Below are 16,242 nucleotides of genomic sequence, written 5' to 3' on the forward strand. Positions count from 1 at the left end.
GGCCCTGCACGGGGCCGCCCGGTCAGGTCACCGGCTGCGCTAGCGTCGGGGTCATGAGCGAAACTGCCCGCCAGAAGTGGGAGTACGCGACCATCCCGCTGCTGATCCACAACACCAAGGCGATCCTCGACTCCTGGGGCGTCGACGGGTGGGAGCTGGTGACCGTGCTCCCCGGCCCTGGTGGCGCCGAGCAGCTGGTCGCCTACCTCAAGCGGCCGGTGTGACCGCGCCCGGTGCGCCGGCGCAGGGCTGGCACGCCCGGCTCGCCGAGCTGGGCATCCGGCTGCCGGCGGTGGCGGCGCCCGTCGCCGCCTACGTGCCGGCCGTGCGGGCCGGGTCGCTGGTGTTCACCTCGGGCCAGCTGCCGTTCGTCGACGGCGGGCTGCGTCGCACCGGCAAGGTCGGCGGGTCGGTCGACGTCGAGGCCGCCGCGGCCGACGCCAAGGTGTGCGCGCTGAACGCGCTGGCGGCCGTCGACGACCTGGTGGGGCTGGACTCCGTGGCCCGGATCGTGCGCGTGGTGGGCTACGTCGCGAGCGTCGAAGGCTTCACCGGGCAGCCGCGGGTCGTCAACGGCGCCAGCGAGCTGCTGGGCCGCATCTTCGGCGAGGCCGGGCAGCACGCCCGCAGCGCCGTCGGCGTGGCCGAGCTGCCGCTGGGCGCGCCCGTGGAGGTCGAGCTCACCGTCGAGCTGAGGTGAGCGCCGAGCCGAAGCAGGCGGCGACCGTCCTGCTGCTGCGCGACGGCGAGCCGGGGCTGGAGGTGTACCTCCTGCGGCGCACCAAGGGCATGCCCTTCGCCGGCGGGATGACCGCCTACCCCGGCGGGGGCGTCGACCCCCGCGACGGCGACACGGAGATCGGCTGGGCCGGCCCCACCCCGGCGCAGTGGGCCACCGCCTTCGGCTGCGACGAGCGCACGGCGCGCGAGCTGGTCTGCGCCGCGGTGCGCGAGACCTTCGAGGAGGCCGGGGTCCTGCTGGCGGGGCTGCCGGACGGTGGCGTCGTGCCCGACGTCTCCGGCGACGACTGGGAGCGGCAGCGCCAGGGGCTGCTCAGCCGCGAGCTGTCGCTCTCCGAGCTGCTCGCCGACCGGGGGCTGGTGCTGCGGTCGGACCTGCTGCGCCCCTTCGCGCACTGGATCACCCCGCCCGTCGAGCCCCGCCGCTACGACACCAAGTTCTTCGCCGCCGCCCTGCCGGTCGGCCAGGAGGCGCGGGACGTCTCCGGGGAGGCCGACGAGGCCGCCTGGCTGAGCCCGGCCGCCGCGCTGGCCGAGCTGCACGGCGGCACCCGCCCGATGCTGCCGCCGACGTCCCACACGCTGGGCCAGCTCGCAGGGTTCCCGGACGTGGCCGCCGCGCTGGCCGGCTCCCCGCCGGAGCCGATGCACCCGATCAGCCCGCGGTTCGAGGAGACCCCCGACGGCCGCTGGGCGGTGCTGCCCGACGGCACCCGCATCCGGCTGGCCGTGCCGCTTCCCTCGTGACGCTCCGCGTCGCACCGCGGCCAGGTGCCGTCACCCCTGCCCGCAGCACTGAACGCGAGAGGCCCAGAACCGTCGCGGTTCTGGGCCTCTGGCGTTCAGCGGTGGGATGCCGTCATCGCGCGCGGCGGCGCAGGCGCTCCTCGTCGAGGACGACGACGGACTTGCCCTGGAGCTGGATCCAGCCGCGGTGCACGAAGTCGGCGAGCGCCTTGTTGACCGTCTCGCGGGAGGCGCCGACCAGCTGGGCCAGCTCCTCCTGGGTCAGGTCGTGCTTGACCCGCAGCCCGTCGTTGTCCCGGCTGCCGAACCGGTCGGCCATCTGCAGCAGCGCCTTGGCCACGCGGCCGGGGACGTCGGTGAAGATCAGGTCGGCGACCGAGTCGTTGGTGCGGCGGAGGCGCCGGGCCAGCACGCGCAGCAGCTGCTCGCCGATCTCCGGGTGCGCCTCGATCCAGGGCAGCAGCACCGACTGCGGCATCCGGGCCAGCTTGACGTCGGTGACGGCGGTGGCCGTCGCCGTGCGCGGCCCCGGGTCGAAGACCGACAGCTCGCCGAACTGGTCGGAGGGGCCCATGACCGCGAGCACGTTCTCCCGGCCGTCGGGCGACCGGCGGGACAGCTTGATCTTGCCGGTCATGACGATGTAGAGGCTGTCGCCGGGCTCGCCCTCGTTGAAGATCACCCGACCCCGGGGGAGGGTGATCGTCTCGAGACGGCTGATGACGGGGTCCACCGCATCCTCGGAGAGCCCCTGGAAGAGCCCCGACTGGGCCAGCACCTCGTCCACTGCACGTCCTCTCGCACTGTCTGCGGGCGCAGGGGTGCCCGCGCCCGACGTGAGTCTAGGTGGCTGTGCGGTCGGTCACCCGTTCGGTGGTCCGGTCGTCCCTCCTCGGAGCGAGATGACCGGCGCCACAGCCGGGCCGCTCAGACCAGGGGCGGGTTCTCGGAACGCCGGCTGCGGTGCCGGCGACGCCGCCAGCGGAACAGCGCCCGCCGGATGCCCGAGGTGGCCAGGGTGTCGACCTCGCCGGGCGTGGCCGTGTCCAGGAACTCGCTGACCTCGCGCGGCGACGCCGGGCGGCGGAGGGGTTCCTCGACCCGCTCCATCACCAGCAGGAAGGCGATCAGCAGCGGCGGGAAGAGGATGACACTGAGGGCGACCATCCCGATCTCCTCTGCTTCGTCGGCGGGACGGGGGAAGCGGACCGTCCTCGATCATGGCACGCCGGGAGACGGTCAGCCGGGCCGCATACCCTCGACCGCGTGTCCGCCCCCGCGTCCTCACCGGCCTACGCGCGCCCCACCCGGGTCCGGCGCCCCACCCCAGCCGCACTGACCGGGGCGTCGCCGTACGACCCGGGGGAGACCCCGCTGGCCCGCACCCGCCGGGCCCGCCGCATGGCCCGCGAGCTGGCCGTCATCCACCCCGACGCGCACTGCGAGCTCGACTTCACCAACGCCTTCGAGCTGCTGGTCGCCACGGTGCTGTCGGCGCAGACCACCGACAAGATGGTCAACAAGGTGACGCCGACGCTCTTCGCCCGCTACCCCGACGCGGTCGCCCTCGCCGGCGCCGACCGGGAGGAGCTGGAGACCATCCTCAAGCCCACCGGCTTCTTCCGGGCCAAGGCGAACTCGGTGCTGGGGCTGAGCCAGGCCCTCGTCGAGCGCTTCGACGGCGAGGTGCCCGCCCGGATGGCCGACCTGGTGACGCTGCCCGGCGTGGGGCGCAAGACGGCGAACGTCGTGCTGGGCAACGCGTTCGGCGTCCCGGGGCTGACCGTGGACACCCACTTCGGCCGCCTGGTCCGCCGGTTCGGCTGGACGGCGGAGGAGGACCCGGTCAAGGTCGAGGCGGAGATCGCGCAGCTGGTGCCCAAGAAGGAGTGGACGGACTTCAGCCACCGGGTGATCTTCCACGGCCGCCGCGTGTGCCACGCGAAGAAGGCCGCCTGCGGCGCCTGCGGCCTGGCCCGGTGGTGCCCCTCGTTCGGCATCGGCCCGGTCGACCCGGAGCTGGCGCTCGCGCTCGTGAAGACCCCGAGCGCTTCGGACACCGAGTGATGCGCCGCCTCGCCCTCACCGCGGTCGGGCTGCTCGCCCTCGCCGGCTGCACCTCGGACGACGGCGGGGGAGCGGCCGCTGCGCCGTCGTCGTCCCCGCCGGCCGAGGCGCTGACGGCCTGCCCCGAGCAGCCCGGCGCCGCGGCCGCCGGAGCCGAGCTCCTGCCCCCGCTGTCCTTCGACTGCCCCGGCGGCGGGTCCCTCGACCTGGCCCGCGCCCCCGGCGTCCCCACCGTGGTCAACCTCTGGGGCAGCTGGTGCCCGCCGTGCCGGGAGGAGATGCCGCTGCTCCAGGGGTTCTCCGAGCTCGCCGGTGACCGCGTCCGGATGGTCGGCGTGATCAGCAAGGACGGGTTGCCGCAGGCCGCCTCGTTCGCGCAGGACGCGGGCGTCACCTTCCCCAGCGCGTACGACGGCGAGGGGCAGCTCATGGCGGAGCTGGGCCTGAACGCCTTGCCGTTCACCTACTTCCTCGACGCCGAGGGCGGGCTGGTGCACACCGAAGCCGGTCCGGTCAGCTCGGTGGAGGAGCTCCGCGGGCTGGTCGCCGAGCACCTGGGGGTGCAGCTGTGACCGCCACCGACGGGCTGCCCGCGTACCTGCAGCGGCTGGTCGAGCGGGCCGACGACCTCCCGCTGCGCCACCGCATGCCGCAGGCCACCGCGACCGCGCGCCGCTCCGCCGTCCTCATCCTGTTCGGCGAGGGGCCGGCCGGGCCCGACCTGCTGCTGATCGAGAAGTCCGCGCACCTGCGCAGCCACGCGGGTCAGCCCGCGTTCCCCGGGGGCGGGGTCGACCCGGGGGACGACTTCCCGGTGGGCACCGCGCTGCGCGAGGCGCACGAGGAGGCGGGCGTCGACCCCGACGGGGTGCGGGTCGTGGCCACGCTCCAGGAGCTCTTCGTGCCGCCGTCGAACCGGCTGGTCGTCCCCGTCGTGGGCTGGTGGGACGACCCGCGCGACGTCACGGTGGGCGACCCGGACGAGGTGGCCCGCGTGGCGCGGGTGCCGCTGGCCGACCTCGTCGACCCGGCCAACCGCTACCGCGTGCGGCACCCGGCCGGCTTCATCGGGCCGGCGTTCTGCGTCGCCGACATGGAGGTGTGGGGCTTCACCGCCGGGTTGCTGGACGCGATCCTCGAGGCCGCGGGGCTGGCCCGGCCGTGGAACGCCGCCGACGTCCGGCCGATCGACCCGGTGCGGCTCCGCCCGTACACGCTGCCCGGCTCCGGGGACGACGACCCGTCGAGCGACACCGCCGCGCCGACGGTGGCCGATCCCGCGCCCGACGGCGCCGCGGCGCGTACGGTTCGGCCCCGATGAGCGCGAGGAGGACCGCCCTGCCCACCACCGCTGGCCGGCTCGCGGCGGGCCCGCGCGAGAAGGCCCTGGCGGTCGCGGTCGCGCTGGCCCTGCTCACGGGGTGCGGCGGCGGCGGTGGCGGCGCGGCGGCGGAGACGACCGCGGCGCCGGCCGCCGAGGGGCTCGGTGAGGTCACGATCGCCGAGGACGGCGTCCAGGAGGTCACCCTCCAGACCCAGGACGACTACGTCTTCACCCCCGCCACCTTCACCGTCGAGCCGGGGACGGTGCGGCTGACCCTGGTGAACGTCGCCGAGGGCATGCCGCACAACCTCGAGTTCACCGACGCCGAGCTGCCCGAGCCCGTCGACGCCGGGATCTCCCTGCTCGCCGCCGGCGAGGAGGAGACGATCGAGTTCGAGGTGACGACGCCGGGCGAGTACCCCTTCGCCTGCACCTTCCACCTCCAGCTCGGGCAGGTGGGCACGATGACGGTCAGCGGGTAGCGGTGTCCCTGGTCGACCTGCTGCTCATCACGCTCGCCCTCGTGTTCGCCCTCTCCGGGTTCCGGCAGGGCCTGCTCGTCTCGGCCACCTCGATCCTCGGCTTCCTCGGCGGGGCCGTCCTCGGCGCGCAGCTGGCCGGGCCGGTCGCCGACCGCATCGACGGCTCCAGCGTGAGCAGGGTCTTCGCCGCGCTGGTGGTCGTGCTCGCCGGAGCGCTACTCGGCCAGATCCTGGCGGGGGCGGCGGGCCGGGCGCTGCGCTCCCGGGTCACCTGGGAGCCGGCCAAGATGGTCGACTCCGTCGCCGGAGCGGTGGTGTCGGCGGCCGCGGTGCTGCTCGTCGCGTGGATGGTCGCCTCCCCGCTGGCCAGCTCGCCGTTCCCCCAGGTGGCCGGGCAGGTGCGTCAGTCGGCGCTGGTGCAGGCCGTGGACGAGGTCGTCCCCGACGAGGTGCGCACCGTCTACGAGGACCTGCGCGAGGCCATCGACCGGCGCGGGCTGCCCGACGTCCTCGACCCGCTGACCCCCACGCAGGCGCGCGAGGTCCCGGCCCCCGACCCCGAGCTGCAGAACAGCACCGTGGTCGAGTCCGTCCAGGGCTCGGTGGTGCGGATCCGCGGCGTGGCGCCGTCCTGCTCGCGGCAGATCGACGGCTCCGGCTTCGTCTACGCGCCGGAACGCGTCATGACCAACGCCCACGTGCTCGCCGGCGTCAGCGACCCGGTCGTGGTCGCCGAGGGCCGGGAGTACGACGCAGTGCCGGTCGTGGTCGACGAGGAGATCGACGTCGCGGTGCTCGCCGTGCCCGGGCTGCCGCAGGTGCCGCTGCGGTTCAGCGCCGGCACGGCCGACTCCGGCGACGACGCGATCATCATGGGCTTCCCCGGCGGCGGGCCGCTGTACGTCGGGCCCGCCCGCGTCCGGGACCGCGGCGAGATCAGCGGCCCCGACTTCCGCAACACGCAGACCGTCGTCCGCGACGTCTACGCCCTGTTCGGCCAGGTGCGCGCCGGCAACTCCGGCGGGCCGCTGTTCGCCCCCGACGGCAGCGTGCTCGGCGTGGTCTTCGCCTCGGCGATCGACGACCCGCAGACCGGCTACGCGCTCACCGGCCCCCAGGTCGCCGGGGCCGCCGAGGCGGGCAACGTCGCCCGCACCGAGGTCCCGACGGGGCCCTGCGAGTAGAAGGACCCCTTCGCCCCCCAGCCTTCGCAAGCTCAGGCCGGGGCCCTGCGAAGGGGCCGTTCCAGCCGCTCACCAGGGGCCGTTCCATCCGCTCACCGCGGGCCGCTCCGCTGCGCTACGCGGCCCAGGCGGCGATGGCCCGGGTGATCTCGCCGGGGGACTCCTCCTGCGGGAAGTGGCCGATGCCGGGGAGCTCGCGCCACTCGTAGGCGCCTGCGACGTAGCGGCCCGAGCCGCGCGCCGTCCCCGGGAGGATGTAGGGGTCGTCCGCGCCGTGCAGCTGCAGGGTCGGAGCGGTGATGGGGGCGGCCATCCGGCGGGCGTAGCGCAGCCCGTCGGGGCGCAGCTGCGACCGGCCGGCCCAGCGGTAGTACTCCATCGCCCCGTAGGCGGCCTGCGGGATGCGCGCCGCGGCGCGGTAGCGCTCCACCGCCGCGGCGAAGTCGGCCGTGCGGGCCCACTCCTGGCCGGCCCAGCGCTGCATCAGGTCGGCGACGGGGTCGTCGTCGATCCGGGTCATCCGCCGTTCGGGCAGCCGCGGCAGCTGGAAGCCGAGCGTGTGCCGCAGCGCCCGGCGCTGCCGGCGGTCGGTCATGCCGGCCCGCAGCAGCCGGGGGTGCGCCGTCGAGACGACCACCAGCCGGCGGACCACCCGCGGGTGCAGCGCGGCCGCCGTCCAGCCCAGCAGGCCACCCCAGTCGTGCCCCACGACGACGGCGTCGCGCTCACCGAGCGCCCGCACCAGCGCCGCGACGTCCGAGGAGAGGGTGGGCAGGTCGTACCCGCGGGGCGGCTTGTCGCTCGCCCCGTAGCCCCGCAGGTCCGGCGCCACCACCCGGAACCCGGCCTCGGCCAGCCCGGTGAGCTGGGCGCGCCAGGTCCACCAGAACTGCGGGAAGCCGTGGAGCAGCAGGACCAGCGGCCCGTCCCCGGCCTCCGCCGCGTGCAGCCGCACGCCGTTGGCGGAGATGTCGCGGTGGGTCCACGGACCCGGGAGCAGGACGCTGATGGCGTCGGGACGGCCGTCCGGCGGGACGGTCATCGGCCTCAGACCCGGTAGGGCCCGTTGCCGCGCAGCTCCACCTTGCCGCCGCTCACGACGGGGACCTCGCGGTGCCGGGCGCCGGGGGCCTCGCGGTGCATGACCTCGGGGAGCTCGCGCAGGGACTCGATCGTGCGCTCCGGCTTCTCCACCTTCTTGATCATCTTCTTCCCGACGAGGGCCGCGATGCCGGCCAGCGTGATCAGCAGGAGGAAGACGATGGCGTAGGAGATCCACCGCGCGAGGCCGAGCCAGGTGAGGAACTCGGCCAGGGCGATGAAGAAGAAGATGCCGGCGAAGGCGGCGAGCACGCCGGCCGCGGCGAACGAGGCGGCCCCGATGCCGCCCTTCTTCGCCGAGGCACCGATCTCCGCCTTGGCGAGCTCGATCTCGTTGCGCACCAGCGTCGAGACGTCGGCCATCGCGCTCTGCACCAGCGTGCCGATGGAGGGCTCGGCCGCCGCACTGCTGCCGTCGGTGCGGGTGGTCGACACACTGTGGGCCACGGGTGGCTCTCCTCCGGTCGGGCGGTGCTGGTCAGGACGATCGTGCCCCATGATCACCGGGACCGCGTCCTGATCTCGGCGAGGCAGAGGAAGCTTTCCCTGCGGTCCCGTGGGTCGAGACGCAGGGAGAGCTTCCTATGCCCGTGGGGTCAGCCCTCCGCGGGGGCCGCGGGGAGCTTCTCCTTGATCATGTTCATCACCGACGAGTCGGTCAGCGTGGTGACGTCGCCCAGCTCCCGGTTCTCGGCGATGTCGCGCAGCAGCCGGCGCATGATCTTCCCGGAGCGGGTCTTGGGCAGCTCCTGCACGACCATGATCTGGCGGGGCTTGGCGATCGGGCCGATGTCGCGGGCCACGTGGTTGCGCAGCGTCTGCACCAGTTCGTCGCCGGAGTCCTCGGCGTTCCCGCGGAGGATGACGAAGGCGACGATCCCCTGGCCCGTGGTCGGGTCGCTGGCGCCGACGACGGCGGCCTCCGCGACCGTCGGGTGGCCGACCAGCGAGGACTCCACCTCGGTCGTGGAGATGCGGTGGCCGGACACGTTCATCACGTCGTCCACCCGGCCGAGCAGCCAGATGTTGCCCTCGGCGTCCTTCTTGGCGCCGTCCCCGGCGAAGTAGACGTTCGTGCCGAACCGCGACCAGTAGGTGTCCACGTAGCGGTCGTCGTCGCCCCAGATGGTGCGCAGCATCGCCGGCCAGGGCTCGGTGAGCACCAGCAGCCCGGTGGAGTCGTCGGTGAGCTCGTTGCCCTCGTCGTCGACGACCTTCGCGGAGATGCCGGGGAAGGGGTGCTGGGCCGAGCCGGGCGTCAGGGTGGTGACGCCGGGCAGCGGGGTGAGCATGTGCGCCCCGGTCTCGGTCTGCCACCAGGTGTCCATGATCGGGCAGCGGCCGCCGCCGATGTGCTCGTGGTACCAGAGCCACGCCTCGGGGTTGATGGGCTCGCCGACCGAGCCGAGCAGCCGCAGCGAGCTGAGGTCGAAGCCGGCGGGGACGTCCTCGCCCCACTTCATGAACGTGCGGATCACCGTGGGCGCGGTGTAGAGGATCGTCACGCCGTACTTCTGGATCAGCTCGAACCAGCGGCCGCGGTGCGGCGTCTCCGGCGTCCCCTCGTACATGACCGAGGTGGCCCGGTTGGCCAGCGGCCCGTAGACGATGTAGCTGTGGCCGGTCACCCAGCCGACGTCGGCCGCCGTCCAGAAGATGTCGGTGTCGGGCTTGAGGTCGAACGTCGCCCAGTGCGTGTAGGCGACCTGGGTCAGGTAGCCGCCGGACGTGTGCAGGATGCCCTTCGGCTTCGCCGTCGTGCCCGAGGTGTACATGATGTAGAGCGGGTGCTCGGCGTCGAAGAACTCGCACGCGTGCTCGGTGGACTGCCGGCCGACGACGTCGTCCCACCACAGGTCGCGGCCCTCGGTCCACTCCACGTCCTGCTCGGTCCGCTTCACCACCAGGACGTTGCGGACGCCGGGGCTGCGGCCCACCGCGTCGTCGACGGCGGGCTTGAGGGCGCTTGGCGCACCGCGGCGGTAGCCGCCGTCGGCGGTGATGACCAGGACGGCGCCGGCGTCGTCGAGCCGGCTCGCCAGGGCGTCGGCGGAGAAGCCGCCGAAGACGACCATGTGCACCGCGCCGATGCGCGCGCAGGCCAGCATCGAGATGATCGCCTCGGGGATCATCGGCAGGTAGATCGCCACCCGGTCACCGGCGTTCACGCCGAGCTCGGTGAGCGCGTTCGCGGCCTTGCTCACCTCGTCCTTGAGCTGGGCGTAGGTGATCGTGCGGGTGTCGCCCGGCTCGCCCTCCCAGTGGTAGGCCACCTGCTCGCCGTGCCCGGCCTCGACGTGCCGGTCGACGCAGTTGTAGGCCACGTTGAGCTTGCCGCCGACGAACCACTTGGCGAAGGGCGGGTTGCTCCAGTCGAGCACCTCATCCCACTCCCGGTCCCAGGTCAGCCGGCGCGCCGCGGACTCCCAGAACGCCAGCCGGTCGCGGGCGGCCTCGTCGTAGACGTCGGGGCCGACGTTCGCCTGGGCCGCGAGTGCCTCCGGCGGCGCGAAGGTCCGGCCGTCCACCTGGGTCGTCTCGCTCATGGGGTCCCTCCCGAGTCCGGCGCCGCGTGCCACCCGCGGCGGTGCAGCGTGTTCCACGACACACCGTATGGCCGTAGCGCCCGGTCGTCTGCCCCACGAGACGCGCGGAGCGACGACCGGCCACACTGGCCCGGTGAGCGGTCCGCAGGCGCAGGTCGCAGCCCGCATCCCCGGCGCCGCGGCCCTCGGCCTGGTCCCCCCGCCGGGGGCGGTCGCCGTCCCCGTGGAGCGGTTGGCCGACCCGGTGCTGCTGGGGCGCCTGCTCACGGCCCGGGGCGCCGGCGAGCTGCGGGTGCGGGCCACGGTGTGGTGGTACTCGGCGTCGGCGGTGCTCATGGCGCCCGTGCTGGCCGGGCTGGCCGCCGGCCGGCCGCTGTCGGGGCGGCCCGGGGACGTCACGGTCTTCCTCGGCCCGGGCGGGCTCCCGGTGGCCGCGCTGTCGTCCGCGATCGGGAAGGACCCGGCCACCGGGCTCCGCGAGACGCTGTCGGCGGTGATCCCCGCGCTGGCCGAGGCCGGGGCGATGCGGCCCCGGCCGCTGTGGGCCATCGCCACCGACTCGCTGGCCAACGGGCTGCTGACCCTCGGGCGGGCCCTCGGGGACGTCGCCGCCGTCACCGCCCTCGCCGTCCCGCTGGCAGGGGCGGTCGGTCCGCCGCTGCCGGCGCCCCGCTACGTCGACGTCGACGGCGTGCTGTTCACCTCGCGGGCGTCCTGCTGCCTGGTCGACCGCCTCCCGCACGGCGCGACCTGCCTGTCCTGCCCCCGCCGCCCGCCGGCCGAGCGGCGGATCCTGCTCGAGGACGCGGCCCGCCGGCTGCCCCGCTGAGCGGTCGTTCCGGGTGCGGCCGCGACGTCGCACCGGGAGGCACCGCGGGAGATGATCGGCCGACGCCACGAGAGCGGAGGTCAGCGATGCCCGTGATGCCTGCCGCGTTCTTCGGTCACGGCAATCCGATGAACGCCCTGGAGAGCAACCGCTACACGGAGGCCTGGCGGGCCTTCGGCCGATCCGTGCCCCGGCCCCGGGCCATCCTGGTCGTCTCCGCGCACTGGTACGTGCAGGCGACCGCGGTCACGGCGATGCCCAGGCCGCGGACCATCCACGACTTCTTCGGCTTCCCGCGGGAGCTCTTCGACGTGCGGTACGAGCCACCGGGGCTGCCCGAGCTGTACGAGGAGGTGGCCGACATCGTGCACCCGACGTGGGTCGGCGCCGACCACGACAGCTGGGGCATCGACCACGGCACGTGGTCGGTGCTGATGCACGCCTTCCCCGACGCCGACATCCCCGTGGTGCAGCTGTCGATCAACGCGCTGAAGCCCTTCGACTACCACCTCCAGCTGGGGGCGGCGCTGGCGCCGCTGCGCGAGGACGGCGTGCTGGTGATCGGCAGCGGCAACGTCGTGCACAACCTCGGCGGCGTCAGCCGGGCGCTGCCCGATGCCGGCTTCGACTGGGCGCAGCGGTTCGACGAGGCCGCCAAGGAGCGCATGCTCACCGACCCCGCCGACCTCGGCCGGCTGGACGGGCACCGCGACTTCGACCTCGCCGTCCCGACGCCGGACCACTTCCTCCCGCTGCTCTACGTCGCAGGCGTCGCCGGTGCCACCTCCGCGCCGGTCGACGTGCTCGTCGACGGGTACGCCTACGGCTCGCTGTCGATGACCGCCTACAGCGTGGGCATGGACGCCCCCGAGGTGTCGGGGTCGGGCGTCGCCGCGGCGCTGCCCGAGGGTCCGCCCCCGGACGGGGCCAACATCTGAGGAAGGACCCCGTCGCCCCCCCACCCTCCGCAGGCTCAGGGCGGGTCCCTGCGAGGGGGCCGTTCCAGCACGTCACCGGGGTCAATTCCCGCGGGTGAGGCTCAGGCGGTGCGGGGGCCCTCCTCGGCGGGGGCGCGGTGGAGGTCGGTGATCCGGGGGAAGGGCCGGGTCGAGAACACCGCTTCGACCGGCACGCCGAAGAACTCGGCGATGCGCAGCGCCAGGTGCAGGCTCGGGTTGTACTCGCCGCGCTCCAGGTAGCCGACGGTCTGGTAGTGGACGCCGAGCGCGTCGGCGAGCTCCCGCCGGGTCACCTGCTGCTCGGCGCGCAGCAGCGCGATCCGGTTGTGGACGGCGTCGCCGGTGCGGTCACCGGTGGGTCGTTCGGGTGCCACCGATCAGTGCACCCACTGCAGGGTGGCCTCGCGGGCCGCCTGCACCTGCGACCCGGACTGCCGGCGGGCCATGCGGCGCAGCACCCGGGGCGTGACCAGCGCACCGAACACCGCCCAGGCGGCCAGCACGAGCACCGTCACACCGGTCCGCCACGAGTCGCCGAGCTCCACGGTGACCGCCGAGTCGGGGAGGAACGCCGACCGCAGCCCGAGTCCGATCCAGTAGATCGGGAAGACCTGGGCGACCGCCTGCACCCAGCCCCACATCACCTGGATCGGGAAGAAGATGCCCGAGATGGCGGTGAGCAGCAGGACCGGCAGCATCCCCCAGGTCCCCACCTTCTGCGTGCTCGGCACCACCGACCCCAGGATCATGCCCAGCGGCAGGGTGGCGAGCATGCCGAGGACGATCACCCAGGCGACGGTGCCCCACCCGGCCGCGCCGCCGTGCATCAGGCCGTCGAAGAGCAGGAAGCTCGGCACGAGGATGGTCAGCAGCGACGGGAACAGGCCGAGGGAGTGGTAGGTCAGCTGCCCGGTCACGTAGCCCGGCATGCCGTGGGGGAGCGCCTTGTGCCGCAGCAGCGTGCCGTCCTCGCGCTCCATGGCCAGCGCGAACGCCGGGCCGATGACCACGCCGAAGGCCACCAGCGCCCCGAGGATGCTCGGCAGGGCGTACGTCGGGTACATCAGCCCGGTGCCTTCCAGCTCGTTGTCGCGGTTGAACCAGAGGTAGGCCAGCGTGCCGACGGCGGTGAACAGGTAGAAGCCCTGGTCCTGCGGGCTGCGCAGGCTGAGCAGGAACTCCGTCCAGCCGCGGCGCAGGCCGAGCGCGATGGCGTGCCGGGTGGGGTTCATCGGGCGACCTCCTCCAGGACCGGTCCGGCCGGGCTGCCGGACTCGAAGCGCTGCACCATCGCCAGGTAGGTGTCCTCGAGGCTGGCGCGGCGGACCTCGAGGTCGGTGAGCCGGTCGCCGTGCTCCTCGAAGAGCCGGCGCACGAACGGGACGACGTCGTCGGTCGGGTGCACGTAGCGCTCGCTGCCGCAGGCCCAGTGCACCTCGGCCGTGCCGGCGACCTGGCGGGTCAGCTCCTCCGCGCTGCCGGACGCGACGATCCGGCCGTGGGCGAGGATGAGGATCCGATCGGCCAGCTTCTCCGCCTCCGCCAGGTCGTGGGTGGTGAGCAGGATGCTCGTCCCCTCCAGGTCGGAGAGCCGGTGCACCAGGTCGTGGAAGTCCCGCCGGGCCTGCGGGTCGAAGCCGGCCGTCGGCTCGTCGAGGAAGAGCAGCTCCGGGCGGCCGATGATGCCGACGGCGACGTCGAGCCGGCGGCGCTGGCCGCCGGAGAGCGTCCCGATCTTGCGGTCGGCGTGCTCACCGAGCCCCACGGTGGCCAGCAGGTGGTCGACGTCGTACGGGCGGGGCCGCTCGGGGGTCGAGTAGGGCGTGAAGTAGCCGCCCAGCTGGGTGAGCAGCCGGCGCGGCGTCCAGCGGGCGTGGTCGCGCCACGACTGGAGCACCACGCCGACGCGGGCGCGCCAGGCGTCGCCCGCGGTGGCCGGGTCCTCCCCGAGCACCTGCACCTCGCCGGCCGACGGCAGCCGGAAGCCCTCGAGGATCTCGATCGTCGTGGTCTTGCCGGCGCCGTTGGGACCCAGCAGGCAGACCACCTCGCCCGGGCGGACGTCGAGGTCGACGCCGGTGAGGACCTCCTGCTCGCCGTAGGCCATCCGCAGCCCCCGGGTCCGGACGACCGGTTCGCCTGACGTGTCCCGCTGAGGACCCATGCCGCCACATCCCTGTGCGCTCGTCTGTGCGCGAGATAGTAGGTCTGCTATATCCGCAGCACAAGTGCACCGAGCGAGGCGTCGCCGACGGCCATGTGGGCGTCACCGTCCGGCTGCGTAGAGCGAAGACGCTCCGCGAAGACGGACGGATCCGTCACCTCCGGCGCGCGACCTCGTTACGTGTGTGCAAGTGGCGTCACACGTACCAGTACCGGGAGGCACTCCTTGTCGTCGCGTTCCCTGCACCGCACCGGACGGCCGCGCGGCCGCCGGGCCCTGGTCGCGTCGGGGCTCGCCGCCGCGCTCGTGGCCGTTCCCGGTCTCGCCCGTGCGGACGAGCCGGCGGACCCGCTGCAGCCGGTGACCGACATCCTGGAGGGCGTGGTCGGCGACGGCTCCGTGCCCGTGGTCCCCGAGGCCCCGGGCCTCCCCGGCGCACCCGCTGAGGAGGGCGCGGAGCCCGGCGACGACGACGGGGAGCCCGACGTCGACCCCGTGCCCGCCGTGGCGGTGCCGGCCGAGCTGGAGGCGGCGCTGCAGCAGCTGGCCGCGGCGCTCGGGCTCCCGGAGAGCTGCGTGACCGGCATCGTGGACTCCGTCGAGCTGGTGGCCGAGGGGCTCGTGGCCGTCCCCGTCGAGCTGGTCGACGTGGTCGCCGACCTCCGCGACGCGCTCGAGGGCGTGGCCGGCGGTGGTGGCCTGGAGGGGCTGCTCGGCCTCGGCGAGGAGCTGCAGGGCGCTCTCGACCCCGCGCTGGTCAGCGACTCGGCCGTCGTCGAGGGCCTGCAGCTGCTGGCCGAGACCCTGCCCACCTGCGTCCCGGCGCTGCCGGCCGAGGAGGAGCCGCCGGCTCCTTCGCCGGACCCGGCGCCCGCAGTGCCCGCGCCGGTCGAGCACCCGGTGGCGCAGCCCGTCACCTACCCCGGGTACGCCCCCACCGGTGCGGAGCAGGAGGACGACGGCGTCCCCCGAGCGCTGGGCGCCCTGGCGCTCGCCGTCGTGGCCGGTGCGGGGAGCGCCGGCCGGCTGAGGTCCCGTCGTGCGGCCGACCCGGGCGCCTGACCTCCGCACCGTCGCGGCCTTCCTCGTCACCCTGGCGACCGGCCTCGCGGTGCTGTGGGTCGTCACCGCCCGCCCGCCGGCCGGGGACGACGCGGTGTTCGCGCTGTCGGAGGAGGCGGCCGCGGGGCCGATCGTGCCCGCGTGGCTGGCCATCCCCGCCATCGGCGTGGACACCGTGGTCGAAGCCCGCGGCACGGTGACCTACGAGAACCCGTTCACCGGGCAGACCGTCGACGGCTACGGGGTCCCGGAGTCGATGCTGACCACCTCGTGGTGGTCCGACGGCCCGGCGCCCGGCTCGGGTCGGATGGCGGTGGTCCTGGGACACCAGCAGGACGGCGGCGAGGCCGTCTTCAACCGTCTGCACGAGCTCGCCCCCGGCGACGAGGTGGTGCTGCGCGACGCCGAGGGCGCGATCCTGCGGCTGAGCGTGCTCGGCGAACCCCTCACCGGCCTGGACAAGGGGACCTCGGCGCTCTCGGACGCGCTCAACGGCCACCCGGCGGAGGCCGACGTCGCGCTGGTGACCTGCGGCGGCGAGTTCGACGAGGCCGCGGGGACCAGCACCGAGAACACCGTGGTGTTCGCGAGCCTGGCCGAGGGCGCCTAGCTGTACCCACCTAGCCCTCCGCGAGCGCGACCACCTCGCCGACGACCCAGACCGCCGGGGGGCGGACGGTGTGCTCGGTGAGGGTGGCGGGGAGGCCGGCGAGGGTGGTGCGCAGGGTGCGCTGGGTGGGGGTGGAGCCGTCGGAGACGACGGCGACGGGGGTGTCGGGTGCGCGCCCGTGCTGGATGAGGGCGGCGGCGATGGCGGGGGCGGTGTCGACGCCCATGAGGACGACGAGGGTGCCGCGGAGGCGGCCGAGGGCGGGCCAGTCGACGAGGGATGCGGGGTGGTCGGGGGGCAGGTGGCCGGAGACGACGACGAACTCGTGGGTGAGGCCGCGGTGGGTGACGGGGATGCCGGCCAGGGCGGGGACGGCGACGGCGCTGGTGATGCCGGGGACGACCTCGACGGGGATGCCGGCGGCCG

General features: G+C 74.4%; 21 protein-coding genes. 12 read left to right on the forward strand and 9 right to left on the reverse strand.

Going from position 1 to position 16,242, the window contains the following annotated elements:
* Positions 1 to 53: 53 nt before the first annotated feature.
* From ACI792_RS17910 to ACI792_RS17920, 3 genes are read left to right on the forward strand one after another with little or no spacing between them, the layout of a single operon-like run.
* A complete protein-coding gene (locus tag ACI792_RS17910) occupies positions 54 to 224 on the forward strand; it encodes a hypothetical protein (RefSeq protein WP_091929285.1) in 171 nt (56 codons plus the stop codon).
* Entirely contained in the window at positions 221 to 700 is a 480-nt protein-coding gene (locus tag ACI792_RS17915; RefSeq protein WP_456603792.1) for a RidA family protein, read from the forward strand. The genes ACI792_RS17910 and ACI792_RS17915 overlap by 4 nt, the downstream gene beginning before the upstream one ends.
* On the forward strand, positions 697 to 1,488 hold the full coding sequence (locus ACI792_RS17920; RefSeq protein ID WP_456603793.1) for an NUDIX hydrolase: 792 nt from the start codon (positions 697 to 699) through the stop codon (positions 1,486 to 1,488). Before ACI792_RS17915 ends, ACI792_RS17920 begins: the two co-directional genes overlap by 4 nt.
* Before the next feature lie 112 nt (positions 1,489 to 1,600).
* On the opposite strand, the gene ACI792_RS17925 is transcribed toward ACI792_RS17920, so the two are convergent.
* Both ACI792_RS17925 and ACI792_RS17930 read right to left on the reverse strand, forming a co-directional pair.
* Positions 1,601 to 2,275 (reverse strand): Crp/Fnr family transcriptional regulator, encoded by a 675-nt coding sequence (locus ACI792_RS17925; RefSeq protein WP_456580203.1) that lies wholly within the window; start codon positions 2,273 to 2,275, stop codon positions 1,601 to 1,603.
* A 140-nt stretch (positions 2,276 to 2,415) separates the two neighbouring features.
* A complete protein-coding gene (locus ACI792_RS17930; protein ID WP_456580204.1) occupies positions 2,416 to 2,655 on the reverse strand; it encodes a hypothetical protein in 240 nt (79 codons plus the stop codon).
* Between the two features lie 99 nt (positions 2,656 to 2,754).
* Here ACI792_RS17930 and nth point away from each other — a divergent pair, with 99 nt between their 5' ends.
* Genes nth through ACI792_RS17955 form a run of 5 tightly spaced genes read left to right on the forward strand, consistent with a single transcriptional unit; the run spans position 2,755 to position 6,545 of the window.
* The gene (gene nth, locus ACI792_RS17935; RefSeq protein ID WP_456603794.1) at positions 2,755 to 3,555 is read left to right on the forward strand and encodes an endonuclease III; all 801 of its coding nucleotides are present in this window, start codon (positions 2,755 to 2,757) and stop codon (positions 3,553 to 3,555) included.
* A complete protein-coding gene (locus ACI792_RS17940) occupies positions 3,555 to 4,127 on the forward strand; it encodes a TlpA family protein disulfide reductase (RefSeq protein ID WP_456603795.1) in 573 nt (190 codons plus the stop codon). Before nth ends, ACI792_RS17940 begins: the two co-directional genes overlap by 1 nt.
* A complete protein-coding gene (locus ACI792_RS17945) occupies positions 4,124 to 4,876 on the forward strand; it encodes an NUDIX hydrolase (protein ID WP_456603796.1) in 753 nt (250 codons plus the stop codon). Before ACI792_RS17940 ends, ACI792_RS17945 begins: the two co-directional genes overlap by 4 nt.
* Entirely contained in the window at positions 4,873 to 5,361 is a 489-nt protein-coding gene (locus ACI792_RS17950; protein WP_456603797.1) for a plastocyanin/azurin family copper-binding protein, read from the forward strand. The genes ACI792_RS17945 and ACI792_RS17950 overlap by 4 nt, the downstream gene beginning before the upstream one ends.
* A 2-nt stretch (positions 5,362 to 5,363) precedes the next feature.
* Positions 5,364 to 6,545 carry a MarP family serine protease gene (locus ACI792_RS17955; protein WP_456603798.1) on the forward strand — a complete coding sequence of 394 codons (1,182 nt, stop codon included), beginning with the start codon at positions 5,364 to 5,366 and terminating at the stop codon, positions 6,543 to 6,545.
* Between the two features lie 115 nt (positions 6,546 to 6,660).
* Here the strand turns inward: ACI792_RS17955 and ACI792_RS17960 are convergent, their stop codons facing one another.
* From ACI792_RS17960 to acs, 3 genes are all read right to left on the reverse strand, one after another.
* The gene (locus ACI792_RS17960; RefSeq protein ID WP_456603799.1) at positions 6,661 to 7,587 is read right to left on the reverse strand and encodes an alpha/beta fold hydrolase; all 927 of its coding nucleotides are present in this window, start codon (positions 7,585 to 7,587) and stop codon (positions 6,661 to 6,663) included.
* A 5-nt stretch (positions 7,588 to 7,592) separates the two neighbouring features.
* Positions 7,593 to 8,093 (reverse strand): phage holin family protein, encoded by a 501-nt coding sequence (locus ACI792_RS17965; RefSeq protein ID WP_456603800.1) that lies wholly within the window; start codon positions 8,091 to 8,093, stop codon positions 7,593 to 7,595.
* Positions 8,094 to 8,242: 149 nt separating this feature from the next.
* Complete coding sequence (gene acs, locus ACI792_RS17970; protein WP_456603801.1) at positions 8,243 to 10,192, reverse strand: acetate--CoA ligase; 1,950 nt, start codon at positions 10,190 to 10,192, stop codon at positions 8,243 to 8,245.
* A gap of 133 nt (positions 10,193 to 10,325) precedes the next feature.
* On the opposite strand from acs, the gene ACI792_RS17975 reads away from it, so the two are divergent.
* Complete coding sequence (locus tag ACI792_RS17975; RefSeq protein ID WP_456603802.1) at positions 10,326 to 11,021, forward strand: (2Fe-2S)-binding protein; 696 nt, start codon at positions 10,326 to 10,328, stop codon at positions 11,019 to 11,021.
* A gap of 86 nt (positions 11,022 to 11,107) precedes the next feature.
* Entirely contained in the window at positions 11,108 to 11,959 is an 852-nt protein-coding gene (gene ygiD, locus ACI792_RS17980; protein WP_456580214.1) for a 4,5-DOPA-extradiol-dioxygenase, read from the forward strand.
* Between the two features lie 101 nt (positions 11,960 to 12,060).
* Here the strand turns inward: ygiD and ACI792_RS17985 are convergent, their stop codons facing one another.
* Genes ACI792_RS17985 through ACI792_RS17995 form a run of 3 tightly spaced genes read right to left on the reverse strand, consistent with a single transcriptional unit; the run spans position 12,061 to position 14,144 of the window.
* Positions 12,061 to 12,354: a helix-turn-helix transcriptional regulator gene (locus ACI792_RS17985; RefSeq protein WP_456603803.1), complete on the reverse strand. Its 294-nt coding sequence runs from the start codon at positions 12,352 to 12,354 to the stop codon at positions 12,061 to 12,063.
* A 3-nt stretch (positions 12,355 to 12,357) separates the two neighbouring features.
* Positions 12,358 to 13,212, reverse strand: a complete 855-nt coding sequence (locus tag ACI792_RS17990; RefSeq protein WP_456603804.1) for an ABC transporter permease — start codon at positions 13,210 to 13,212, stop codon at positions 12,358 to 12,360.
* Positions 13,209 to 14,144, reverse strand: coding sequence for an ABC transporter ATP-binding protein (locus tag ACI792_RS17995; RefSeq protein ID WP_456603805.1), 936 nt, complete (start codon positions 14,142 to 14,144; stop codon positions 13,209 to 13,211). The genes ACI792_RS17990 and ACI792_RS17995 overlap by 4 nt, the downstream gene beginning before the upstream one ends.
* Positions 14,145 to 14,369: 225 nt before the next feature.
* Between ACI792_RS17995 and ACI792_RS18000 the strand changes: the two genes are divergently transcribed.
* Both ACI792_RS18000 and ACI792_RS18005 read left to right on the forward strand, forming a co-directional pair.
* The gene (locus tag ACI792_RS18000; protein WP_456603806.1) at positions 14,370 to 15,206 is read left to right on the forward strand and encodes a hypothetical protein; all 837 of its coding nucleotides are present in this window, start codon (positions 14,370 to 14,372) and stop codon (positions 15,204 to 15,206) included.
* Positions 15,184 to 15,816 carry a class F sortase gene (locus ACI792_RS18005; protein ID WP_456603807.1) on the forward strand — a complete coding sequence of 211 codons (633 nt, stop codon included), beginning with the start codon at positions 15,184 to 15,186 and terminating at the stop codon, positions 15,814 to 15,816. Before ACI792_RS18000 ends, ACI792_RS18005 begins: the two co-directional genes overlap by 23 nt.
* A 10-nt stretch (positions 15,817 to 15,826) precedes the next feature.
* On the opposite strand, the gene ACI792_RS18010 is transcribed toward ACI792_RS18005, so the two are convergent.
* Positions 15,827 to 16,242 (reverse strand): uroporphyrinogen-III C-methyltransferase (locus ACI792_RS18010; RefSeq protein ID WP_456603808.1); only part of this gene is annotated, 416 nt, incomplete at its 5' end.

It is taken from the genome of Blastococcus sp. SYSU DS0669 (genome assembly GCF_054050895.1).